Source organism: Pseudomonas frederiksbergensis (assembly GCF_035751725.1).
In the GTDB taxonomy this organism is placed as follows: Bacteria; Pseudomonadota; Gammaproteobacteria; order Pseudomonadales; family Pseudomonadaceae; genus Aquipseudomonas; species Aquipseudomonas frederiksbergensis_A.
In genome coordinates, this window is record NZ_CP142104.1 from 5,483,539 (window position 1) to 5,505,687 (window position 22,149).

General features: G+C 62.1%; 19 protein-coding genes. 9 read left to right on the top strand and 10 right to left on the bottom strand.

Annotation, left to right across the window (positions count from 1 at the left end; translation table 11 throughout):
* Positions 1-803: 803 nt before the first annotated feature.
* The 6 genes from etfB to VQ575_RS24705 all read right to left on the bottom strand — a co-directional run bounded on the left by etfB (position 804) and on the right by VQ575_RS24705 (position 8,647).
* Positions 804-1,574, bottom strand: a complete 771-nt coding sequence (gene etfB, locus VQ575_RS24680) for an electron transfer flavoprotein subunit beta (protein ID WP_325918603.1) — start codon at positions 1,572-1,574, stop codon at positions 804-806.
* Between the two features lie 15 nt (positions 1,575-1,589).
* Positions 1,590-2,810: an electron transfer flavoprotein subunit alpha gene (gene etfA / locus VQ575_RS24685; protein ID WP_039590623.1), complete on the bottom strand. Its 1,221-nt coding sequence runs from the start codon at positions 2,808-2,810 to the stop codon at positions 1,590-1,592.
* Complete coding sequence (dgcB, locus tag VQ575_RS24690) at positions 2,810-4,759, bottom strand: dimethylglycine demethylation protein DgcB (protein ID WP_325918605.1); 1,950 nt, start codon at positions 4,757-4,759, stop codon at positions 2,810-2,812. The genes etfA and dgcB overlap by 1 nt, the downstream gene beginning before the upstream one ends.
* A gap of 224 nt (positions 4,760-4,983) precedes the next feature.
* The gene (gene dgcA, locus VQ575_RS24695) at positions 4,984-7,044 is read right to left on the bottom strand and encodes a dimethylglycine demethylation protein DgcA (protein WP_045157161.1); all 2,061 of its coding nucleotides are present in this window, start codon (positions 7,042-7,044) and stop codon (positions 4,984-4,986) included.
* A gap of 15 nt (positions 7,045-7,059) precedes the next feature.
* Entirely contained in the window at positions 7,060-7,590 is a 531-nt protein-coding gene (locus tag VQ575_RS24700; RefSeq protein ID WP_018612374.1) for a DUF5943 domain-containing protein, read from the bottom strand.
* A 79-nt stretch (positions 7,591-7,669) separates the two neighbouring features.
* Positions 7,670-8,647, bottom strand: coding sequence for a dipeptidase (locus VQ575_RS24705; RefSeq protein ID WP_030139307.1), 978 nt, complete (start codon positions 8,645-8,647; stop codon positions 7,670-7,672).
* A 233-nt stretch (positions 8,648-8,880) separates the two neighbouring features.
* On the opposite strand from VQ575_RS24705, the gene VQ575_RS24710 reads away from it, so the two are divergent.
* Entirely contained in the window at positions 8,881-9,282 is a 402-nt protein-coding gene (locus tag VQ575_RS24710; RefSeq protein WP_039590618.1) for a lysozyme inhibitor LprI family protein, read from the top strand.
* A 57-nt stretch (positions 9,283-9,339) separates the two neighbouring features.
* A complete protein-coding gene (locus VQ575_RS24715; protein WP_045157162.1) occupies positions 9,340-9,756 on the top strand; it encodes a DUF3010 family protein in 417 nt (138 codons plus the stop codon).
* A gap of 63 nt (positions 9,757-9,819) precedes the next feature.
* Here VQ575_RS24715 and VQ575_RS24720 read toward each other — a convergent pair whose 3' ends face one another.
* Entirely contained in the window at positions 9,820-10,995 is a 1,176-nt protein-coding gene (locus tag VQ575_RS24720; protein WP_325918607.1) for an ATP-binding protein, read from the bottom strand.
* 68 nt (positions 10,996-11,063) lie between these two features.
* Positions 11,064-12,023 (bottom strand): GlxA family transcriptional regulator, encoded by a 960-nt coding sequence (locus tag VQ575_RS24725; RefSeq protein ID WP_039590615.1) that lies wholly within the window; start codon positions 12,021-12,023, stop codon positions 11,064-11,066.
* A gap of 192 nt (positions 12,024-12,215) precedes the next feature.
* Here VQ575_RS24725 and VQ575_RS24730 point away from each other — a divergent pair, with 192 nt between their 5' ends.
* The 6 genes from VQ575_RS24730 to VQ575_RS24755 all read left to right on the top strand — a co-directional run bounded on the left by VQ575_RS24730 (position 12,216) and on the right by VQ575_RS24755 (position 17,661).
* On the top strand, positions 12,216-13,160 hold the full coding sequence (locus tag VQ575_RS24730) for a choline ABC transporter substrate-binding protein (RefSeq protein WP_039590614.1): 945 nt from the start codon (positions 12,216-12,218) through the stop codon (positions 13,158-13,160).
* Positions 13,161-13,387: 227 nt separating this feature from the next.
* On the top strand, positions 13,388-14,275 hold the full coding sequence (locus VQ575_RS24735; RefSeq protein WP_045157164.1) for a beta-keto acid cleavage family enzyme: 888 nt from the start codon (positions 13,388-13,390) through the stop codon (positions 14,273-14,275).
* Positions 14,276-14,373: 98 nt separating this feature from the next.
* Positions 14,374-15,339: an L-carnitine dehydrogenase gene (locus VQ575_RS24740; protein WP_039590612.1), complete on the top strand. Its 966-nt coding sequence runs from the start codon at positions 14,374-14,376 to the stop codon at positions 15,337-15,339.
* 76 nt (positions 15,340-15,415) lie between these two features.
* Positions 15,416-15,892, top strand: a complete 477-nt coding sequence (locus VQ575_RS24745) for a thioesterase family protein (protein WP_325918608.1) — start codon at positions 15,416-15,418, stop codon at positions 15,890-15,892.
* A gap of 18 nt (positions 15,893-15,910) precedes the next feature.
* On the top strand, positions 15,911-17,074 hold the full coding sequence (locus VQ575_RS24750; protein ID WP_325918609.1) for a gamma-butyrobetaine dioxygenase: 1,164 nt from the start codon (positions 15,911-15,913) through the stop codon (positions 17,072-17,074).
* 323 nt (positions 17,075-17,397) lie between these two features.
* Positions 17,398-17,661 carry a hypothetical protein gene (locus VQ575_RS24755; RefSeq protein WP_039590609.1) on the top strand — a complete coding sequence of 88 codons (264 nt, stop codon included), beginning with the start codon at positions 17,398-17,400 and terminating at the stop codon, positions 17,659-17,661.
* Between the two features lie 106 nt (positions 17,662-17,767).
* Here the strand turns inward: VQ575_RS24755 and gbdR are convergent, their stop codons facing one another.
* Positions 17,768-18,871 (bottom strand): choline metabolism transcriptional regulator GbdR, encoded by a 1,104-nt coding sequence (gbdR, locus tag VQ575_RS24760; RefSeq protein WP_039590608.1) that lies wholly within the window; start codon positions 18,869-18,871, stop codon positions 17,768-17,770.
* A 465-nt stretch (positions 18,872-19,336) separates the two neighbouring features.
* Complete coding sequence (locus VQ575_RS24765; RefSeq protein WP_045157168.1) at positions 19,337-20,713, bottom strand: L-serine ammonia-lyase; 1,377 nt, start codon at positions 20,711-20,713, stop codon at positions 19,337-19,339.
* Between the two features lie 433 nt (positions 20,714-21,146).
* Here VQ575_RS24765 and VQ575_RS24770 point away from each other — a divergent pair, with 433 nt between their 5' ends.
* Complete coding sequence (locus VQ575_RS24770; protein ID WP_039590604.1) at positions 21,147-22,094, top strand: choline ABC transporter substrate-binding protein; 948 nt, start codon at positions 21,147-21,149, stop codon at positions 22,092-22,094.
* Positions 22,095-22,149 lie beyond the last annotated feature (55 nt).

Sequence of the window (22,149 nt, forward strand, 5' to 3'; positions counted from 1 at the left end):
TCCTTGTGCCATGAGTGAAGACAGGCGACACCTGTCCGTCAAGGCGGTTCCTTAGAACTGTATGAAATTTGATCTATCGCGTTTCGAGCTAAGCCAGCCGCGGCTTTCAGAACTCCGCAAACAAGTTATCCACATCGCCACCCACAGTAATTGGGGACAAATGTGCAGGTGACGGGGATCTTTGAGCGCCAATGTGAATAAAATCCGTGACTTAGCCAATGACAACGGTTTACTGACGGCTTGATCGTTTTTTGACCAGACCGATGCAGGTCGCGACCTACAAGGGCTGTAGCTCAGAGCGAACACCTTATCCACAGAACCGCCAACAGCGTTTGGGGGTAATTTTGACGGTTCTGTGGAAAACCCAAGGAAGGCGCCGCAAATCGGCGTTTTCCGGTGATTTTTTCGGAGACATGAGGAGTTTGGCTATTATTTGATCAAATCTCTGAAAGAACCGCAGCGCTTGGCTTGTAGCGGATAGCGAACATCTTATCCACAGAAGCGCCAACAGAGATTGGGGGCAAGTTTCCCCCGGACGATGTTTTATTCACAGCAAAAAGCCAATGAAAACCGCGAGTTAGATTGGCTATTTTTTAAGCAAAGGGCTGGAGAGCGCGATTGGCATAGGGCGCAGCGAGGGGCGAACAGGTTATCCACAGAGGCGCGCACAAAGATTGTGGGCAAAACCAGAACTCCATGGGAGCGAGCCTGCTCGCGAAGCGGTGTGTCACGCGAATCTTATATCGACTGACCTATAGCATTCGCGAGCAAGCCCGCACACAGGGGTTTATAGAGGGTCGGGGTTAGCGAACCACCCCCTCCTCTATCAGCAATTTTAGAATCGCCTGAGCCCCTTCCTCCGGGCTGACACCCTTGAGTACCTGCCCGCCTCCGCCGCTGGCCTTGGCGGTAGCGGCTTTCATGCGGTCGGCGCCGCTCTTGGCCTTGATCACTTTCAAGCGCTTGGGCCGGGGCTTGGCCGGTTGCAGAGCCGCCACCGCCAGCAAGGCATCGTCGATGATTTCGACTTCTTCAGCGTGCAATGCCCCACGCCGCGCCGGGCCGTAGGCGCTTTGCCGAGGTTTTGGCGCAGCGTTATCCACGGTGGCGAGAAACGGCAGGCGCACCTTGAGCCGTCGCCGCTGACCACGAGGCAAGGCTTGCAGCACCAGGGCCGCGCCGTTTTCGATGGATTCGACCTGCGCCAGCCCCACCACCAACGGCCACCCCAGGTTCTCGGCCAGCAGGAACGGCAACATGCCCGAGCCTTCGCCGGTTTCCGCCTGGCTGCCGGTGAGCACCACTTGGGCGCCGGCATCCCGCAGATAGTCCGTCAGGGCCGGCAACGCGTCGGCCCCGTTCGGGTTCTCCAATACATGTAGCTCATCGAGCCCCATGCCCAGGTAGGCGCGCAGGGCCGGTTCGGCCACGTCGCCGGCGTGCAGCACTTGCAGGTCATTGCCGGCCAGTTGCAGGCCCAGCTCCACGGCGCGGGCGTCTTGCTCGGCACGCCGTGGCCGGCCGGAGGTCGGGTGGGCGCCGATGGAGACGAGGCTGATCACTTGGGTACTCATGAACGTTTCCTTAGCTTAAGCCGCATCGCGCCTGGCTTCGTTGCGGTAAGCCTCTACCGCCGCGATCAGGGCCTGGAGAATCGCCGCGCTGTCACCGATCACCGACAGGTCCGCACGCTTGATCATGTCGCAGCCTGGATCGAGGTTGATCGCCACTACCTTGTCGCAGGCGCCAATGCCTTGCAGGTGCTGGATCGCCCCGGAAATGCCCACGGCCACATAGACCCGCGCCGTGACCCAGGTGCCGGATGCACCGACCTGGCGATCGCGGGCCATGAAGCCGTCGTCCACCGCCACCCGCGAAGCGCCTTCGGTAGCGCCCAGGGCTGCGGCGGTCTGATGGAACAGCGCCCAGTCCTTGACCCCGTTGCCGCCGGAGAAAATGAATTCGGCCTCGGCCATCGGGATCGCACCCGGGTCCACGGCAACCGCGCCAAGATCTTCGATCCGCGACAAGCTACGGGCCACGCTTGTGGATAACTCCACCGGCAAGGCTTCGTGACGGGTTTCGCTGACCGGTTCGGCGCATTCGGCCGCCGCCAGGATCAAGCGCGCCAACGGTCGAGCCAAGTCTTGCAGGCCCGCACCGGCGCGACCGATGCATTCTTCGCCCTTGACCTGCCAGACCCGCGTGGCCGGGCGCTCGCCCAGGGCTGCGGCAAAGCGCCGGCCCAATTCACCACCGCCGCTGCGACTGTCAGGCAGCAGCCAGTGGCGTGGGTTGAACTGGTTATCCACAGCCCGCAAGCCTTGCACCCGTTGCTCCGGTGCATAACCGCTGAATTCCTCGCCCTCGAGTACCAGCAAGCGGTCGACACCCGCCGTGGCGAAGGTGCTTTCCTTATGCTCGCCAAACACCACGGCCAACACTGCGCCGTCGCTGCCGGCCAACTGATGGGCCAGGCCGAGCAAATCGCGGTCGTGGCTGCTGAGGCGGCCACCGACCATGTCCGGAACGACGCAAATATGGAATGCCGGTTGCGGCACCTGATGCAGCGGCAATTGCACTTCGACGGCAGCGGTGCGCTTGCTCGCCCCACCTTGCTGGGCGCCGCTGCGGTCGATGCGCTTGATGCCGTTGGGGCCGATGAAACCGACACCATGCACATTCTTGCGGATGACGCCGTTGGGCCCCATCCAGCTGTGCTGCAACGGTTGCATAGCCGCGTGCAGCGGGTGCAAGCGGTTGCGGGCGATCCACTCGGCGCGAGGGTCGCGGCGGATGATGTCGCTCATTAATGCACCTCCGCAGGTTCACGTTTGGCCGGGGCCACGGGCTTGCTCGGCGCCGCGTCTTCCAGCAGCGCATCGGCCACCAGTTCGGCAATGTCCTTGATCATCGGTCGTGGTTCGACCACGCCTTCGAGCATCGCGGTGCACTGCGGACAACCCACCGCCACCAGTTCGGCGCCGGTTTCACGGATGTCGTCCATGCGCATGTCGGGAATGCGCTGCTTGCCCGGGATGTCAGTGATCGGCGCACCGCCGCCACCGCCGCAGCAACGCGAACGGAACCCGGAACGCTGCATCTCTTTGACCTCGATGCCCAGCGCACGCAGCACTTGGCGCGGCGCCTCGTATTCGCCGTTGTAGCGGCCCAGGTAGCACGGGTCGTGATAGGTCACGCTGTCGCCCTTGTGCTGGCCGAGGTTCAGCGCGCCAGCGTCGATGATTTCCGCCAGGTAGGTGCTGTGGTGCTGCACCAGGTAGTTGCCGTCGAAGGCGCCGTATTCGTTTTTCAGCACATGGAAACTGTGGGGGTCGCAGGTGACGATGCGGTTGAAGCTGTACTTGGCCAGGGTCTGGATGTTGCGCTTGGCCAACAGCTGGAACGTCGCTTCGTCACCCAGGCGCCGGGCCACATCGCCGCTGTCGCGCTCTTCGAGGCCGAGCACGGCGAAGTCGATCTTCGCTGCCTTGAGCACTTTGACGAAGGCGCGCAGGGTGCGCTGGTTGCGCATGTCGAAGGCACCGTCGCCGACCCAGAACAGCACGTCGGTGGATTTCTTCTCGCTGAGCAGGTTCAGGTTCAGGTCCGCCGCCCAGTTCATCCGCCCGCCCGGGGCGAAGCCGCCCGGGTTGTCGGTGGCAATGAGGTTTTCCAGCACCTCGGCGCCCTTGTTCGGCGTCGCGCCTTTTTCCAGGGTCAGGTGGCGGCGCATGTCGACGATGGCATCGACGTGCTCGATCATCATCGGGCACTCTTCGACGCAGGCCCGGCAGGTGGTGCAGGACCACAGGGTCTCGGCGTCCACCAGGCCGTTGACGATCGGCTGGTGCGGATTGCCGCCGTGCTCACCCACCGGTTTACCCGGATACGGGCTGCCGGCGAATTTCGCATCGGTGCCGCCGGCCAGGCCGACGACCATGTCCTGGATGAGTTTTTTCGGGTTCAACGGCTGGCCGGCGGCGAACGCCGGACAGGCCGCTTCGCACTTGCCGCACTGCACGCAGGCGTCGAAACCGAGCAGTTGGTTCCAAGTGAAATCCTTGGGTTTTTCCACCCCCAGTGGTGCGGCGGGGTCGTTCAGGTCCAGCGGCTTCAAGCCCGTGGAGCGGCCGCCACCAAAGCGCTCGGCGCGGCGGTGCCAGGCCAGGTGCAGGGCACCGGCGAAGGCGTGCTTCATCGGCCCGCCCCAGGTCATGCCGAATAACAACTCCGACACGCCCCACAACACGCCGACACCCAGGATCGCCGCCACCAGCCAACCACCGAAGTTTTCCGGAAGGATGCCCGCCACCGGCAAGGTCACCAGGAAGAACGACGCCGAGAAGGCCAGCAGGCTTTTCGGCAGGCGCATCCACGGGCCTTTCGACAGACGCGCTGGCGGGTTGCGCCGGCGCAGATACATGAAGATCGCGCCCACGAACATCACCGCCGACATCAGCAGCAAGGCGTAGCCAAGGATGCGGTTGTGCAAGCCAAAACCGTGCACCAGGATCGCCAACACGATCGATGCCACCGCACCACCCGCCGTGGCGACGTGGGTGTTGGCAATGTATTTGTCCCGCGCCACCACGTGGTGCAAGTCCACCATGTAGCGCTTGGGCATGGCGAAGAGGCCGCCGATCAGGTCGACTTTCGACGGTCGTCCCCGACGCCACATGTTCACCCGCCGCAGGGCGCCCAGGACCGCGAGGCCCAGGGCGGCGAACAGCAGGATTGGAAGAAGGGTGTTCAACATAGGTGTTGCTCCCAAAGACCTCAGGGTCATGTGCGCGCCAGTGAGAGCGACGCACCTACGTGTGGCGAGGGAGCTTGCTCCCGCTGGAGCGCGAAGCGCTCCCAAAACAGCCCCAGGTGTAAACCTGACGCTCCTCGACTGATCATCTGGGGCCGCTTCGCCCGAAACGTCGGGCCGGCCCAGCGGGAGCAAGCTCCCTCGCCACAGGTGATGGTGTTAAGCCGTTAGAAATCCTTGCACAGCCGCAGGGCGTCGTAGATGGCCGCGTGGGTATTACGCTGGGCCACGCAGTCGCCGATGCGGAACAGCAAGTAGCCATCGCCGCTCTGTTCCAGGCACGGCTGGGGCTTGATCGCGAACAGGGCTTCGACGTCGATCTGGCCCTTGTTGCGCGAACCCTCCTTGAGCGCGTAGTAGATTTCTTCGTCCGGCCTCACGCCGTTCTCCACCACCACCTGGTCCACGACGCGCTCTTCCTTGGCACCGGTGTATTCGTTCTCCAGCACCGCCACCAGCTTGTCGCCTTCGCGGTAGACCTTCTCCAGCATCATGTCCCCGGTCATGATCACTTCCTTGGGGTACATGCTGCGGTAGTAGGTAGGGAACGACGTCCCGCCAATGGCCACGCCCGGCTTGATGTCGTCGGTGACGATCTCGACCTGGCTGCCCTTGTCGGCGAGGAAATCGGCCACCGACATACCGGTGAACTCGCAAATGGTGTCGTAGACCAGCACGTTCTTGCCCGGCGCAACCTTGCCGTCGAGCACGTCCCAACTGCTGACCACCAGCCCTTCGGCGGCGCCCCAGTGTTCGTTCTGCTCCAGGTTCGGATGCCCGCCGACGGCCAGCACTACCACGTCCGGACGCAGGTCCATGATGGTCGCCGCGTCAGCCGCCACGCCCAGGCGCAGATCGACTTTCAGCCGCGCCAGTTCCAGCTGGAACCAGCGGGTGATACCGGCGATCTGGTCCCGTTGCGGGGCTTTCGAGGCCGTGGTGATCTGCCCGCCGATGAATTCCTTCTTCTCGAACAGGGTCACGTCGTGGCCACGTTCGGCGGCAACGCGCGCTGCTTCCATCCCGGCCGGGCCGGCACCGACCACCACGACTTTGCGCTTGGGCCCGGTGGACTTCTCGATGATGTGCGGCACGCCCATGTATTCACGGGATGTCGCGGCGTTCTGGATGCACAGCACGTCCAGGCCTTGGTACTGGCGGTCGATGCAGTAGTTGGCGCCGACGCACTGCTTGATCTGGTCGATCTGGCCCATCTTGATCTTGGCGATCAGGTGCGGGTCGGCGATGTGGGCACGGGTCATGCCGACCATGTCGACGTAACCGCCCTCCAGGATCCGCGTGGCCTGGTTCGGGTCCTTGATGTTCTGCGCGTGCAGCACCGGGACCTTGACCACTTCCTTGATACCGGCGGCCAAGTGCAGGAACGGCTCCGGTGGATAACTCATGTTCGGGATGACGTTGGCCAGGGTGTTGTGGGTGTCGCAACCCGAGCCCACGACGCCGATGAAATCGAGCATGCCGGTGTCGTCGTAGTACTTGGCGATCTGCTTCATGTCCTCGTGGGACAAGCCGTCCGGGTGGAACTCGTCGCCGCACAGGCGCATGCCCACGCAGAAATCGTCGCCCACTTCGGCACGCACGGCCTTCAACACTTCCAGGCCGAACTTCATGCGGCCCTCAAAGCTGCCACCCCATTCGTCGGTCCGCTTGTTGACCCGCGGGCTCCAGAACTGGTCGATCATGTGCTGGTGCACGGCGGACAGCTCGACGCCGTCCAGGCCACCGGCCTTGGCCCGGCGCGCGGCCTGGGCGTAGTTGCCGATCACCCGCCAGATCTCTTCCGGCTCGATGGTCTTGCAGGTGGCACGGTGCACCGGCTCACGCACGCCGGACGGCGACATTAGGGTCGGCCAGTTGAAGCCGTCCCAGCGCGAGCGACGACCCATGTGGGTAATCTGGATCATGATCTTGGCGCCATGCTTGTGCATGGCGTCGGCCAAGTTCTGGAAATGCGGGATGATGCGGTCGGTGGACAGGTTCACCGAGCTCCACCATTCCTGCGGACTGTCGATGGCGACTACCGACGAGCCGCCGCAAATCGCCAGGCCGATGCCGCCCTTGGCCTTCTCTTCGTAATACTTCACGTACCGGTCGGTGGTCATGCCGCCGTCGGTGGCATAGACCTCGGCGTGCGCGGTGCTGAGCACGCGGTTGCGGATGGTCAGCTTGCCGATCTGGATCGGCTGGAACATTGCTTCAAAAGCCATGGCGCGATCCTCGACTTACAACGGCTTGACGATGAACAGGCCGTCGTCGTGGCCTTCTTCGGAACCGCCGTAGACCTGCTCGGCCACGGTGCGGATCTGGCTGCCGCGCGCGGCGAGGATCTGGTCCATGGCGCCGGCGAACCAGCCGGTGAACATGTAGTCGACCTTGCGCCCGACCTTGCCGTACACATAGACGAACGCCGAGTGCTCGAGCTTGACGCTGGCGGTGCCTTTGTCCAGGTCGATGTCCTGGATCTTGAACAGGCCCCAGCCACGCTGGGACAGGCGCTTCATGTAGTGCTCGAACACCGCGACGCCTTCCAGGCCGTGGCATTCGGCTTCTTTTTCACACCAGTGCCAGGCGGATTTGTAGCCGGCCTTGTAGAGAATCTCGGCGTAGGCGTCGGCGCCCAGCACTTCCTCGATGCCCATGTGGTTGTTGACGAAGAAGTGACGCGGCACGTACAGCATCGGCAGGGCATCGGACGTCCAGACACCGGTTTCGCTGTCGACTTCGATAGGCAGTTGCGGGGCGATCTTGGCCATGAAAACTTGACTCCGGAAATTCGTGATGTGCCTGCGGCGCGAGTGGCCGCAGGTAAAGGATTCAGTGATGCAGCGGGGTTTACTCGCCCCAGACGTCTTTAAGAACGTTCACCCAGTTCTCGCCCATGATCTTGCGCACCACCCGCTCAGGATGGCCGCGCTTGAGCAGCGTCTCGGTGAGGTTCGGGAACTCGCCCACGGTGCGGATGCCCAGGGGGTTGATGATCTTGCCGAAGCTGGTCAGACGACGGGCGTAGCCCTTGTCGTGGGTCAGCATTTCGAAGAAATCCTGGCCGTGGCCCTGGGTGAAGTCGGTGCCGATGCCGATGGCGTCTTCACCGACGATGTTCATGGTGTATTCGATGGCCTCGGCGTAGTCGTCGATGGTCGAATCGATGCCCTTGGCCAGGAACGGCGCGAACATGGTCACGCCGACGAAACCACCGTGGTCGGCGATGAACTTCAGCTCTTCATCGGATTTGTTGCGCGGGTGTTCTTTCAGGCCGGACGGCAGGCAGTGGGAGTAGCAGACCGGCTTTTTCGATTCGAGGATGACTTCTTCGGAGGTCTTGGAACCGACGTGGGACAGGTCGCACATGATGCCGACGCGGTTCATCTCGGCGACGATTTCGCGACCGAAGCCCGACAGGCCGCCGTCGCGCTCGTAGCAACCGGTGCCGACCAGGTTCTGGGTGTTGTAGCACATCTGCACCACACCCACGCCGAGCTGCTTGAAGATCTCGACGTAGCCGAGCTGGTCTTCGAAGGCATGGGCGTTCTGGAAGCCGAAGATGATGCCGGTCTTGCCCTGCTCCTTGGCGCGACGGATGTCGGCGGTGGTTTTCACCGGGATCACCAGGTCGCTGTTCTCGCGAATCAGTTTCTGGCTGGCAACGATGTTGTTGATGGTGGCCTGGAAACCTTCCCACACCGACACGGTGCAGTTGGCTGCGGTCAGGCCGCCCTTGCGCATGTCTTCGAACAGGTCGCGGTTCCACTTGGCAATGATCAGCCCGTCGATAACGATGCTGTCGGCGTGCAATTCGGCTGGGCTCATCAGGCAGTCCCCTTGTTGGCGATTCATGCGCCGAATCGTGTGCCGGCGCTTTGGGGCCAGCATATGCCGGAGGGCCTTGGCGACCGGGTGCAAAAACGACAGGGGAATTGCCGAAAGCGTCAATCCGCGACAATGGACTACGATGGCCCCCCTCTGCCCATCTGTTATTTACCCGGCGCTTGCGCCAGAATCCGCGGCACCACTGGCTTTCACTGGATTTGAGCGACAACCCGATGAAATCGATTTTCCTCGCCCTGGCATTGATCAGCACCGTCGCCCACGCGACCGAAGACACCGAGCCCAACCCCTGCGACGAAGTTGAAAACGACGTCCAGACCCTCGCCTGTTCCGCCTACGGCAAAGCCGCCGCCGAGCAATTGCTCAGCGAAAACCTGCAAAGCCTCAATGAGCGCCTGCAAACCCGCTACGCCAGCGACAAGGCCCAGCTCAACGACATCACAGCCAAGGTCAAGGCCGCCCAGCAACTCTGGCAAAAACAGCGCGACGCCGACTGCGCCATCGCCGCCTTCCCGGCCAAACCCGGCAGCGACGCCTACAAGATCGCCGAAAACGACTGCATGGCCCAGGTGAGCGATGACAGGTCGGAGTTTTTGGAGTCGATTGGGCAGGAGTGATGCTTGAGCAGCCGCTTGGCACGGTAAGCTGCTTGCACAATTGGTAAAGGAATTTACATGAAAACGTGCGGCATCGAAATCAAAGGCAGCGAAGCGATCATCGCCGTTGCCTCGCTGGACCAGCAGGCGTTGAGCCACGTTACGCTGAGCACTAAGAAAATCGCCCTGGACGATGACGACGAAGCCGCCAACGTCAAGGCCTTTGCCGCCCAGGTGCGGACGTTCGTGACGGACAACGGCATCGAACGCATCGCCATCAAGAAGCGCAGCAAGAAAGGTGAGTTCGCCGGTGGCCCGACCACATTCAAGATCGAAGGGATATTGCAGTTGCTGGAAGGTTGCGAGGTGACGCTGCTGTCGCCGCAGACCATCAATGCGCAACACAAGAAGCACGACTTCGCCCTGCCAGCGACGCTGAATAAATATCAGCATGAGGCGTACAAGGCGGCGTGTTCGGCGTTGATGAAGAAATAGACCTGCCGACACCGCCCGGTGGCGAGGGAGCTTGCTCCCTCGCCACAGGAAATAGTCCAAGTTTCAGCGCTGCTTGCGATACCCCTTCAACCACTCCGCAAACGCCTTGTCCTCGAGCGCATAACCACCGCGATTGGATTTCCACACCAATTCTTTTTCACGCAACGCATCGATACACGATTGGATGGTCTGGGTACCGGGCACGACTTCGCTTCCCATGCTCTTCAGTGCCTTGCTCACCGCCTCCAATGTTGAATCGGTGAAGGGCGCGAAGGGCTCGTTGTTCTGCGAGCGCTCGGCCATGACCTGCAACACGGCGCGTTGCGGCACCGTCAGGGCGTTCCAGGCGCTCTCGAATTCGGTCCAGACGCCGGCGCGCAGCATTTCGGCGCTGTTGCGCAGCAACTCCCCCAAATGGCTCGCCTCACCCAGTTCCAGGGCGATTTCGCCGATGACGCTGCGCAACATCTCCGGACGGCGACCTACCAACTCAAACGCCTGGTCCAGGTCATCGGCGTTGAACTGATTGGTCTGGGCCAAGTGTGCGTTCAAGTGGGTGGTGTACGCCTGGGTGAAGGCTTTGCCCAGCAAAGGAAACGGCGTGATGCTGGACCCATAGAACGGTTGGTTGCGACTCAGCACCAAGTGGGCGAGCTTATCGCGATTGGAACCGGTGAACACCAGCCGCAGGCCGCTGGTATCGCCATCACGCCCCTGATTGAGCTGGTCACGGGCCGCCTTGAGACCGAACATCGCGTTGCCCCCGGCTTCGGTGGTCAATGCATGCTGGGCTTCGTCGATCACCAGCACCACGGTTTTCTCGGCAGCATGGTGCAACAGCTCCAGCGCCTGGGTCAGCGTCGCCCCTTCGGGCAGTTGCGGCTGACTGAAATCCCAGGACAACGTGCGCAAGAAGCTGAGTTTGTCGATGCCAATGGACTTGGCAAGCTTGCGGATGCCTTTCTCATAAGGCACCAACGCGGCGGCAATGGCCGAGGCGATCAGTTCGGCAGGGTCCTTCTCCTTGTTTGCCCAAAGATCGACGTAGACCGCGAGCCAACCTCGCGCCTCGCATTCGGGAATCAAGTCTTCACGCAGGAAGGTACTTTTTCCGGTGCGCCTTGGCGCGGCCAGGAACAGGCCTGAGGTGTAATCCTGGATCCCGGCGCCAATCAGCCCGTCGACAATGTTGCGGGCCAGATCCGGACGCCGGAAGACAAAACCGGGGTGCTTGGACATGGTTTTATACTCAATTATGGCGAAAGGTATAATTTATAGCCGCGAGTATAATTGAGTATAAAAGCCTGTCAAACCGCCGCCCGCTCATCCCCCTGCCGCCGCCGATCCTCCCGCGGACACCGAGCAAACCGAGCCCGATAGCTGCGAGTGAAGTACGACGGCGATTCGAACCCACAGGCAATGCTCACCTCCAGCACGCTCATGTCGGTCTGGCGCAGCAGCTGCCGGGCCTTTTCCAGGCGCAGGCGCAGGTAGAAGTTGCTGGGCGTGTCGTTCAGGTGCAGGCGGAACAGCCGTTCGAGTTGGCGTCGGGTGACGCTGATCGATTCGGCCAGGGCCAAGGTGCTCAGGGGCGGTTCGCTGTGGGTTTCCATCTCACCGATGACGTGCACCAGCTTCTTGTTGCGAATGCCGTAGCGGTTGGCGATTTCCATGCGCTGGTGGTCTTTGCGGGGGCGGATGCGACCAAGCACGAATTGTTCGCTGACCTGGATCGCCAGTTCCGAACCGTGGGCCTGGCCGATCAGGTCCAGCATCAGATCAATGGACGCGGTGCCGCCCGCACAGGTGATGCGCCGGCGGTCGATTTCGAAGAGTTCCTGGGTCACGCTGAGCTGCGGATAGGATTCCTTGAACGCCTCGATCGCTTCCCAGTGCAGCGTGACGCGATGCCCTTCCAACAATCCCGCCTGCGCGAGGACTACGCTGCCGGTGTCGATCCCACCGAGGATGACACCATCGTTGTCCAGCCGGTGCAGCCAGCGCTCCAACACCGGGCTGACGAACTTCAACGGCTCGAAGCCCGCCACGATCCAGAGCGTCGCGCCTTTTTTCAAGGGCTCCAGCGCGGCGTCGGCGTTGACCGACATGCCGTTGCTCGCCAGCACCGCCCCGCCATCGGCGCTCAACACATGCCAGCGGTACAGCTCGCCGCGAAAGCGATTGGCGACCCGCAGCGGCTCGATGGCCGAGATGAAACCGATGGCCGAGAAACCCGGCAGCAACAAGAAGTAGAAATCCTGGGACATGGAGCGCACTCGGTTGGCGGGTGGCGTGCGGACCTTGATACGCCAGTTGCAAGCAGCGTTCAAGCATCCAGGTCGCTGCAGTGCAAGAGCACGTCGCCGCTGTGCGTTTTGAGCAAGCCCCGGCTGCGTACTTTGGCATCACCGGCGCGCAGACGCCGGAACCCATAACAACAAGCTGCCGAGGAACCCGACATGAAAAGACTGATCAGCTCCTGCGTTCTTGCACTCAGCGGTACCGCTTTCCTCAGTTCGGCCACCCTGGCAGCCGAGCCCGCCGCATGCCAGAACGTGCGCCTGGGCGTGGTCAACTGGACGGACGTCATCGCCACCAGTGCCCTGACCCAAGTGATGCTCGATGGCCTCGGCTACAAGACCAAGCAGACCAGCGCCTCCCAGCAAATCATCTTCGCCGGCATCCGCGACCAGCGCCTGGACATGTTCCTGGGCTACTGGAACCCGTTGATGACCCAGACCATCACGCCATTCGTCGAGGCCAAGCAGGTCAAGGTGCTGGAGCAGCCCAGCCTCAAGGATGCCCGCGCCACCCTGGCCGTGCCGACCTACCTGGCCGACAAAGGCCTGAAGACCTTCGCCGACATCGCCAAATTCGAGAAAGAGCTAGGCGGCAAGATCTACGGCATCGAGCCCGGCTCCGGCGCAAACACCCAGATCAAGGCAATGATTGCCAAGAACCAGTTCGGCCTGGGCAAATTCCAGCTGGTGGAGTCCAGCGAGGCCGGCATGCTCGCCGCCGTGGACCGTGCCGTACGGCGCAAGGAAGCCGTGGTGTTCTTCGGCTGGGCACCGCACCCGATGAACGTCAACGTGCAAATGACCTACCTCACCGGCAGCGAAGATGCCCTCGGTCCGAACGAAGGCATGGCCACTGTCTGGACCGTCACCGCGCCGAACTACGCCGAGCAGTGCCCGAACGTCAGCCGCCTGCTGAGCAACCTGACGTTCAGTGCCGAAGACGAGAGCCGGATGATGCAGCCGTTGCTCGATCACAAGGATCCGCTCGAATCGGCGCGGCAGTGGCTCAAGGACCATCCGCAGGACAAGCAGCGCTGGCTCGAAGGCGTGACCACCTTCGACGGCAAGCCCGCCGCCGACAACCTGAAGCTCACCAGTAACTGACTGAACGTTCTCCCTCTGCGCAGCGCTTGTGGCCTGTACGGTTAATTCGAGCACTCAAATTCGAGTGTCAGGACTTGCCAGGCAAGGCGCCATGACGAGTCGTAGCCCGCTACGGCGAGGAATGGCAACGCAGTCTGGCAAGTTCTGGCGCCGAAGTTGAGTGCTCGAATTAGCCACACAGGCCATTAACTGCGCGGTGACTCACCACGCCTGAAGGAATCCGCACCATGAACCACGACGTCATCATCACCTGCGCACTCACCGGTGCTGGCGACACGACCGCCAAGAGCCCCCACGTGCCGGTCACCCCGAAACAGATCGCCGCCGCTGCCGTCGAGGCGGCGAAAGCCGGGGCCACGGTGGTCCATTGCCACGTGCGCGACCCGCAAACGGGCAAGTTCAGCCGCGACGTGGCGCTGTACCGCGAAGTGATGGAGCGCATCCGTGAGGCGGATGTCGACATCATCGTCAACCTCACCGCCGGCATGGGCGGCGACCTGGAGATCGGTGCAGGCGAACGGCCGATGGAGTTCGGTCCCAACACTGACCTGGTGGGCCCATTGACCCGCCTGGCCCACGTCGAAGAGCTGCTGCCGGAAATCTGCACCCTGGATTGCGGCACCCTGAACTTCGGCGACGGCGACACCATTTACGTCTCCACCCCTGCCCAACTGCGGGCCGGCGCCAAGCGCATCACCGAGCTCGGCGTGAAGGCCGAGCTGGAGATCTTCGACACCGGCCACCTGTGGTTCGCCAAGCAACTGATCAAGGAAGGCCTGCTGGACAACCCGCTGTTCCAACTCTGCCTGGGCATCCCATGGGGCGCCCCGGCCGACACCACCACCATGAAAGCCATGGTCGACAACCTGCCGGCAGACGCGGTGTGGGCCGGCTTCGGCATCGGTCGCATGCAAATGCCGATGGCCGCCCAGGCGGTGCTGCTGGGCGGCAACGTACGGGTCGGGCTGGAAGACAACCTCTGGCTGGACAAAGGCGTACTCGCCACCAACGGCCAGTTGGTGGAGCGCGCTGGCGAAATCCTCAGCCGACTCGGGGCTCGCGTGCTCACTCCGGCTGAAGGACGCAAGAAGATGGGCCTGGTCCAGCGCGGCTAAACCCGAATCCGTTCCTTGGATCTGCCGTGAAGGCAGATCCCATGTTCACGCAGACCCGCTCTCACCTTTTCAGATCACCGACCTTTCAGGAAACCACCATGAGCTTCATCACCGACATCAAGACCTTCGCCGCCCTGGGCAGCGGTGTCATCGGCAGCGGCTGGGTCAGCCGTGCCTTGGCCCATGGCCTCGACGTGGTCGCCTGGGACCCTGCGCCGGGTGCCGAAGCGGCACTGCGCAAGCGTGTCGCCAATGCCTGGGGCGCCCTGGAGAAACAAGGCCTGGCCCCTGGCGCTTCGCCGGATCGGCTGCGCTTCGTCGCCACCATCGAAGAATGCGTGCGCGACGCCGATTTCATCCAGGAAAGCGCCCCCGAGCGCCTGGAACTCAAACTCCAACTGCACAGCCAGATCAGCGCCGCCGCCAAGCCGAACGCGCTGATCGGCTCGAGCACCTCGGGGCTGCTGCCGAGCGAATTCTATGAAAGCTCGACCCATCCGGAGCGCTGCGTGGTCGGGCATCCGTTCAACCCCGTCTACCTGTTGCCGCTGGTGGAAGTGGTCGGCGGCAAGAACACCGCACCCGAAGCCGTGCAAGCGGCGATGCAAGTCTATGAATCTCTCGGCATGCGACCGCTGCACGTGCGCAAGGAAGTGCCCGGTTTCATCGCCGACCGCTTGCTCGAAGCGCTCTGGCGCGAGGCGCTGCATCTGGTCAATGACGGCGTGGCGACTACTGGCGAAATCGACGATGCCATCCGTTTTGGCGCCGGGTTGCGCTGGTCGTTCATGGGCACATTCCTGACCTACACCCTGGCCGGCGGTGATGCCGGGATGCGGCACTTCATGGCCCAGTTCGGCCCGGCGCTGCAACTGCCCTGGACCTATCTGCCAGCACCGGAGCTGACCGAAAAACTGATCGATGACGTGGTGGACGGGACGAGCGAGCAATTGGGGCAGCACAGCATTTCGGCGCTGGAGCGCTATCGTGATGATTGCCTGATGGCGGTGCTGGAGGCGGTGAAGACCACCAAGGAAAAACATGGGATGGCCTTCAGCGAATAAACATCCGCCTTGTGGCGAGGGCGCTCGCTCCCTCGCCACAGTTGTGTACACCAGCGACACTCCGTGGAGTTTCACAATGCCCACCCTCACCACTTACAAAACCCGAATCGTCCCCGAATGGGTCGACTACAACGGCCACTTGCGCGATGCCTTCTACCTGCTGATCTTCAGCTACGCCACCGACGCGCTGATGGACCGGCTCGGCCTCGACAGCCAGAGCCGCGAAGCCAGCGGCCACTCGTTGTTCACCCTCGAACTGCACCTCAATTACTTGCATGAAGTGAAGCTCGGCGCCGAGGTCGAGGTGCACACGCAGATCATCGGCCACGACGCCAAACGCCTGCATCTCTACCACAGCCTGCACCTGGTCGGCGGTGATAAAGAGCTGGCCGGCAACGAACAGATGTTGCTGCACGTCGATCTGGCGGGCCCACGGTCGGCGCCGTTCACCGAACCGACCCTGGACCAGCTCAAAGCCCTGCTCGACAGCCAGTCCGACTTGCCGACCCCGGCCTACATCGGTCGAGTCATTGCACTGCCCCCCGCCCGATAAAATCCCGAGGAGATCGCCATGCAACCCGTCGCCGCAATTGCCGACTTCCGCAGCTATCCCCTGGTCCACGCGTTGACCGCTGCGGCAGCGTTGGCCGACCGGGTTCATGTCACGTGGGCCGATGGCAGGATCAGTCCCTTTCATCACCAGTGGCTGCGTGATAATTGCCCGTGCTCGCAATGCGTCTATCGCGTCACCCGCGAGCAAGTCCTGGAAATCATCGATGTGCCCGAGGATTTGGCGCCCGGCGGAGTCGGCGTCGATGATGAAGGTCGCCTGTGCGTGGCCTGGCAGGACGGCCACCAAAGCCAATTCGACCCGGGCTGGCTGCGCGCCCACGCCTATGATGAACAATCCAGGGCCGAGCGCCTGGCGAGCAAGCCACAACGACAACTCTGGCAGCGCGACCTGCACCTGCCGGTATTCGAATACCAGGCGCTGATGGAGGACGCCGACGCGCTGCTCCAGTGGTTGCTGGCGGTACGCGACATCGGCCTGACCCAAGTCCGCGGCGTGCCCACCGAACCCGGTTCGCTGAAACAGATCGCCCAACGCATTTCCTTCATACGCGAGAGCAACTTCGGCGTGCTCTTCAACGTGCAATCCAAGGCCGATGCCGACAGCAATGCCTACACCGCTTTCAACCTGCCGCTGCACAGCGATTTGCCGACGCGGGAATTACAGCCGGGGTTGCAGTTCCTGCATTGCCTGGTGAACGACGCCGAGGGTGGCGAAAGTATTTTCGTCGACGGCTTCGCCATTGCCCAAGCCCTGCGCCAGGAAGACCCCGAGGCCTTCGACGCGCTGTGCCAGATCCCGGTGGAGTTTCGCAACAAGGACCGCCACAGCGACTACCGCTGCCTGGCGCCGATCATTGCGTTGGATGCCCTTGGGCAAGTCTCGGAAATCCGCATGGCGAACTTCCTGCGCGGCCCCTTCGACACCTCCGTCGAGCAGATGCCCAGGCTGTATCGCGCCTACCGCCGCTTCATCGCCCTGACCCGCGAGCCGCAATTTCGCTTGGTGCAGCGGCTCGAACCCGGGCAGCTCTGGTGCTTCGACAACCGCCGCACTCTCCACGCCCGCAACGCCTTCGACCCGGCGACGGGGGCGCGGCATTTCCAGGGGTGTTATGTCGATCGGGATGAGTTGCTGTCGCGGATTCTGGTGCTGCAGAGATAAATCACATCATCGTTCTTCGCGAGCCGCTCGCGAAGGCGTCTTGTGGGCAACCGGATATTGCGGATTTCCACAGGCAAAAAAATCCCCGATCAAGCCGTGACAGGATCGGGGCAGGAGCGTTACTGGAGGAGCTGTGGCGCGAGGGTGACCAAACCATCGTGATTCAGCTTGGGGCCAGTGTGCCCAGTCCAGGATCCGGCGAGTTAGCCGAAAACGACCCGCTCATAGTCATTCGTGACAGATCGACGATTCGCCCTTGCCGCCGCTTCGGGGGGCTACCAGAATCCAGGCACGACCCCAATCCCTGAACAAGGAAAAGCGTCATGATGTACGCCGATTTGATCGACCAGGAAGACCTGCTGGGCCACCTCAAGGCCCTGGGGCTGCAGATACCCAGCGGCGCCACTGCCGAGCAGGCATGCGAGTGCGCTGTGCGAGGGCTGGACAGGGCCCGCGCCAATGAACTGCGGCGGATGGTCAAGGACATGTACACCAGCAGCGCCACCATCCTGCCGGCCGTGCGCCAGGCGATCGACAAGCAGCTGTTGCCCGCGTTGACGCAATACCAGCAGAACCATAGCGGCTGATCGATCCGTTCTTGAGCAAGCCCCGCTCCCACATTTGGCCGAGTCTTCCATGGGAACTCGGTTGAATGTGGGAGCGGGCTTGCTCGCGAATACACGCGACTCGGTTTTAGAGCCTCACACTGGCAAACGTCGATTCATTACGCGCCTGGCTCAGTGCCGACAGCGGCCCGGACAATGGCGACAGCACCAGCGCTTGCGGCAGCGGCATCATCGCCACCTGTTGCGTGGTGTTGGAGCCGACGCGTTCGTCGCGCGGTGGAATGCCGAAGTATTCGCGGTAGCACTTGGAGAAATGCGGCGTGGAGACGAAGCCGCACACCGAGGCCACTTCGATGATCGACATCGGCGTCTGCTTGAGCAGTTGCCGCGCACGAATCAGTCGCAGCTTGAGGTAATAGCGCGACGGCGAGCAGTGCAGGTACTTCTGGAACAACCGCTCCAACTGACGCCGGGACACGGCGACGTACACCGCCAGCTCGTCCAGGTCGATCGGCTCTTCGAGGTTGGCTTCCATCAGCGCGACGATTTCCTGCAGCTTCGGCTGATTGGTGCCGAGCATGTGCTTGAGCGGCACGCGCTGGTGATCCTGCTCGTTGCGGATACGCTCGTAGACGAACATCTCGGAGATCGCCGCCGACAGCTCCCGACCGTGATCACGGCTGATGAGGTGCAGCATCATGTCCAGCGGCGCGGTGCCGCCGGAGCTGGTGAACCGGTTGCGGTCGAGGGTGAACAGGCGCGTGCTCATCGACACCCGCGGGAAAGCCTCCTGCATCGCCGCCAGGCATTCCCAATGCACGCTGCAATCGAAACCGTCCAGCAGGCCGGCGCACGCCAGGGCCCAGCTACCGGTGCAGACCGCGCCAAGGCGACGGGACTGGCGGGCCTGGCTTTGCAGCCATGAGACATGTTCGCGGGTCACGGTGCGCTGGATGCCGATACCACCACACACGATGACGGTGTCCAGGGACGGCGCTTTGTGCATCGAGGCGTCCGGAGTGATCTGCAAACCGTCACTGGCCCAGACTTGGCCGCCATCGACGGTCAGGGTGGTCCAGCGGTACAGCTCGCGACCGGACAATTGGTTGGCCATGCGTAGCGGTTCCACCGCGGACGCCAGGGAAATCAGCGTGAAATTGTCCAGCAGCAGAAAGCCGATGGATTGAGGCGCACGGTTCTGGGGTTGGGCCCCGGAGTTGGACGTCGTCATCGCGGTATCTCCTCACACAAAGCGGGTGATGGCCTCAGGCGGAGGCTCTTGTTATTGCCCATCATTCTCTTGCGTGAGACGGGGCCTTTATCGGAATAGAGCAAATGCCATGCCTAAATTTGAATGGGCGTTCAATAACTCCTGAAAACGACATGCCGGCCTGTCTATATGAGGGGCCTGTCGAGGCTGGGTTCTAATTGCCATCAAGGGCGGCAGGCGCCTGCCAGGGCGGGCTGTGAGCAGATCGGTAGCACTTGTGGTAACTGGGCTGCGCCGTGTGCGCGATGGTTGTCACCGCAAGCGCGGGGACGAACGGTGGGGCGGCGTACAAAGGCGTGACCGACAAGTCACGTCTTATCTGTTTGCGACGCGCCAAAACGTGGCGAGTTTTTATAGCAGTGTGCATTTTACGAGCGGTTTTCGATCATTTTCATGGTGAGGGGATTTATCCCCCTCGCCACAAAATCAGCACTCCACCGCACTGACCGCCAAGCCGCCCCGTGATGTCTCTTTATATTTGTCGTGCATGTCGGCGCCGGTATCGCGCATGGTGCGGATTACCCGATCCAGGGAAATAAAATGCTGGCCATCACCGCGAAGGGCCATCTGCGCAGCGTTGATGGCTTTCACTGCCGCGATGGCATTGCGCTCGATACACGGCACCTGGACCAGGCCGCCCACCGGGTCGCAGGTCAGGCCGAGGTTGTGCTCCAGGCCGATTTCCGCCGCGTTGCACAGTTGTTCCGGCGTGGCCCCGAGGATTTCCGCCAGCCCCGCCGCCGCCATGGCGCAAGCCGAGCCGACTTCGCCCTGGCAGCCCACTTCCGCGCCGGAGATCGAAGCGTTCTTCTTGCACAGGATCCCCACCGCTGCGGCGCCGAGGAAGTAATCCACGACATTGGCGTCGGTCACCGCTTCGCTGAATTTCATGAAGTAGTGCAGCACCGCCGGAATGATCCCCGCCGCACCGTTGGTCGGCGCCGTGACCATGCGCCCACCGGCGGCGTTCTCCTCGTTGACGGCCAGGGCAAACAGGTTGACCCACTCCATCGCACTCAGGGTCGAGCCGATCACGTTCGGTTTGTTCAGTTCTTGCAGGCTGCGATGCAACTTCGCCGCACGCCGACGGACATTCAAGCCGCCGGGCAGGATGCCCTCGTGCTTGAGGCCCTGTTCGACGCAGTCCTGCATGGCCCGCCAGAGTTTCATCAAGCCGCTGCGAATCTCTTCTTCCGAACGCCAGACCTTCTCGTTGGCCATCATCAATTCAGCCACCCGCAGGTTGTGCGTGCGACACAGCGTGAGCAGTTCTTCGGCGCTGGAAAAATCATAAGGTAATTCGGTGGCGTCCAGATCCACCACGCCACTGGAGGCTTGGGCCTGGTCGACGACAAAACCGCCACCGACGGAATAGTAGGTATCGCGATGCAATTCGCCGCTTTCACCTTCGGCCACCAGCGTCATCGCGTTGGGGTGGAATGGCAGGTTTTCGTCAATCAGGCGCATGTCGCGGTCCCAGACGAAAGGCACCGGCAGGCGGCCGTCGAGCAAGAGGGTCTGGGTTTCGCGCAGCAACTGGATGCGCGTGCCGATCTGCGACGGGTCGATCACGTCGGGCCACTCGCTCATCAAACCCATGATCACGGCGTTGTCGCTGCCGTGACCGATGCCGGTGGCCGACAACGAACCGAACAGTTGCACCTCGACCCGACGCACATCGTGCAGCAGCGCCTTGGCCCTCAGCGCTTCGACAAACAGCGCCGCTGCGCGCATGGGTCCCACGGTGTGGGAACTGGACGGGCCGATACCAATCTTGAACAGGTCGAACACGCTGATGGCCATTGCCTTGACTCTCCAGAACGGTCACTTCCGGGCGCAGGAGCGCCCGGTGGCGCAGCTGCTACGCTCAACGCCGGGATGGCCGCATCATCGGGCTTTTGCCTTCGGTTTCAACGTCTGACACCGACGCAATCATGCCCAGCAACGCCGCGTTCCTTTCGCCCAGGTTTTACGACGTTTTTTGCGTCTCAGAAGCCAGTCGAGGGCTGAAAAAATCTGTAAACGACGTCACCAACACTGGATGCGACCCTCCCTGTACTGGATACGACGCGCCCTGTAGGCGTCAGATTTGCACTGGTACATGATCGGTTACGGCTCGTTTGCAAGGCCGCGTGCCACGAAGAGTGCCCACGCGCCACCAACCGCAACTCAAGAAAAGCAAAAAAGCGCGGTTGTCCCGACCGGACACTGCCGATAAAACACCAGGAGTCCACCCATGAAAGGTTCCACGCCGTTGTTGTTGGCCGCCATGCTGAGTCTTCCAATGCTGGCCAACGCTGCAGAACCCGCACAATGCAGTACCGTCAACTTCTCCGATGTCGGCTGGACCGACATCACCGTGACCACCGCGACCACCAGCGTCGTACTCGACGCCCTCGGCTACAAGACCAAGACCACGATGATTTCCGTGCCGGTGACCTACAAGTCCCTGGCTGATGGCAAGAACATGGACGTGTTCCTCGGCAACTGGATGCCGACCATGGAAAACGACATCAAGGCCTATCGCGAAGCCGGCACCGTGGAAACCGTGCGCGCCAACCTCGAAAACGCCAAGTACACCCTGGCGGTTCCCGAAGAGCTCTACAACAAAGGCCTCAAGGATTTTGCCGACATCGCCAAGTTCAAGAAGGAACTGGACGGCAAGATCTACGGCATCGAGCCGGGCAACGACGGCAACCGCTTGATCCAGAGCATGATCGACAAGAATGCCTTCGGCCTCAAGGACGCTGGCTTCAAGGTCGTCGAGTCGAGCGAAGCCGGCATGCTGTCGCAAGTCGATCGCGCCCAGCGTCGCAATACCGCCGTGGTGTTCCTGGGCTGGGAGCCGCATCCGATGAACACCCGCTTCAAGATGAAATACCTCACCGGTGGCGATGAGTTCTTCGGCCCGAACTTCGGCCAGGCGACCATCTACACCAACACCCGCAAAGGCTACGCCCAGGAATGCAGCAACGTCGGCCAGCTGTTGAAAAACCTGGTCTTCACCCTGGACATGGAAAGTACGCTGATGGGCAACGTGCTGGACGACAAGATGAAGCCAGAGGCGGCCGCCAAGGCCTGGCTGAAGAAAAACCCACAGGTGCTCGATACCTGGCTGGCCGGTGTTACCACCATTGACGGTAAACCTGGCCTGGAGGCCGTGAAAGCCAAGCTCGCGCAGTAAAAAGCTTATGCCGGGCGGGTTCGCTCGCCCGGGCTGTTTATTCCTTGCATGCGGA

What these genes read in the sequence shown, in the direction of transcription:
- etfB (WP_325918603.1), bottom strand. Translation starts at nt 1,574, where the DNA reads ATGAGTACCCAAGTGATCAGCCTCGTCTCCATCGGCGCCCACCCGACC.
- etfA (WP_039590623.1), bottom strand. Translation starts at nt 2,810, where the DNA reads ATGAGCGACATCATCCGCCGCGACCCTCGCGCCGAGTGGATCGCCCGC.
- dgcB (WP_325918605.1), bottom strand. Translation starts at nt 4,759, where the DNA reads ATGTTGAACACCCTTCTTCCAATCCTGCTGTTCGCCGCCCTGGGCCTC.
- dgcA (WP_045157161.1), bottom strand. Translation starts at nt 7,044, where the DNA reads ATGGCTTTTGAAGCAATGTTCCAGCCGATCCAGATCGGCAAGCTGACC.
- VQ575_RS24700 (WP_018612374.1), bottom strand. Translation starts at nt 7,590, where the DNA reads ATGGCCAAGATCGCCCCGCAACTGCCTATCGAAGTCGACAGCGAAACC.
- VQ575_RS24705 (WP_030139307.1), bottom strand. Translation starts at nt 8,647, where the DNA reads ATGAGCCCAGCCGAATTGCACGCCGACAGCATCGTTATCGACGGGCTG.
- VQ575_RS24710 (WP_039590618.1), top strand. Translation starts at nt 8,881, where the DNA reads ATGAAATCGATTTTCCTCGCCCTGGCATTGATCAGCACCGTCGCCCAC.
- VQ575_RS24715 (WP_045157162.1), top strand. Translation starts at nt 9,340, where the DNA reads ATGAAAACGTGCGGCATCGAAATCAAAGGCAGCGAAGCGATCATCGCC.
- VQ575_RS24720 (WP_325918607.1), bottom strand. Translation starts at nt 10,995, where the DNA reads ATGTCCAAGCACCCCGGTTTTGTCTTCCGGCGTCCGGATCTGGCCCGC.
- VQ575_RS24725 (WP_039590615.1), bottom strand. Translation starts at nt 12,023, where the DNA reads ATGTCCCAGGATTTCTACTTCTTGTTGCTGCCGGGTTTCTCGGCCATC.
- VQ575_RS24730 (WP_039590614.1), top strand. Translation starts at nt 12,216, where the DNA reads ATGAAAAGACTGATCAGCTCCTGCGTTCTTGCACTCAGCGGTACCGCT.
- VQ575_RS24735 (WP_045157164.1), top strand. Translation starts at nt 13,388, where the DNA reads ATGAACCACGACGTCATCATCACCTGCGCACTCACCGGTGCTGGCGAC.
- VQ575_RS24740 (WP_039590612.1), top strand. Translation starts at nt 14,374, where the DNA reads ATGAGCTTCATCACCGACATCAAGACCTTCGCCGCCCTGGGCAGCGGT.
- VQ575_RS24745 (WP_325918608.1), top strand. Translation starts at nt 15,416, where the DNA reads ATGCCCACCCTCACCACTTACAAAACCCGAATCGTCCCCGAATGGGTC.
- VQ575_RS24750 (WP_325918609.1), top strand. Translation starts at nt 15,911, where the DNA reads ATGCAACCCGTCGCCGCAATTGCCGACTTCCGCAGCTATCCCCTGGTC.
- VQ575_RS24755 (WP_039590609.1), top strand. Translation starts at nt 17,398, where the DNA reads ATGATGTACGCCGATTTGATCGACCAGGAAGACCTGCTGGGCCACCTC.
- gbdR (WP_039590608.1), bottom strand. Translation starts at nt 18,871, where the DNA reads ATGACGACGTCCAACTCCGGGGCCCAACCCCAGAACCGTGCGCCTCAA.
- VQ575_RS24765 (WP_045157168.1), bottom strand. Translation starts at nt 20,713, where the DNA reads ATGGCCATCAGCGTGTTCGACCTGTTCAAGATTGGTATCGGCCCGTCC.
- VQ575_RS24770 (WP_039590604.1), top strand. Translation starts at nt 21,147, where the DNA reads ATGAAAGGTTCCACGCCGTTGTTGTTGGCCGCCATGCTGAGTCTTCCA.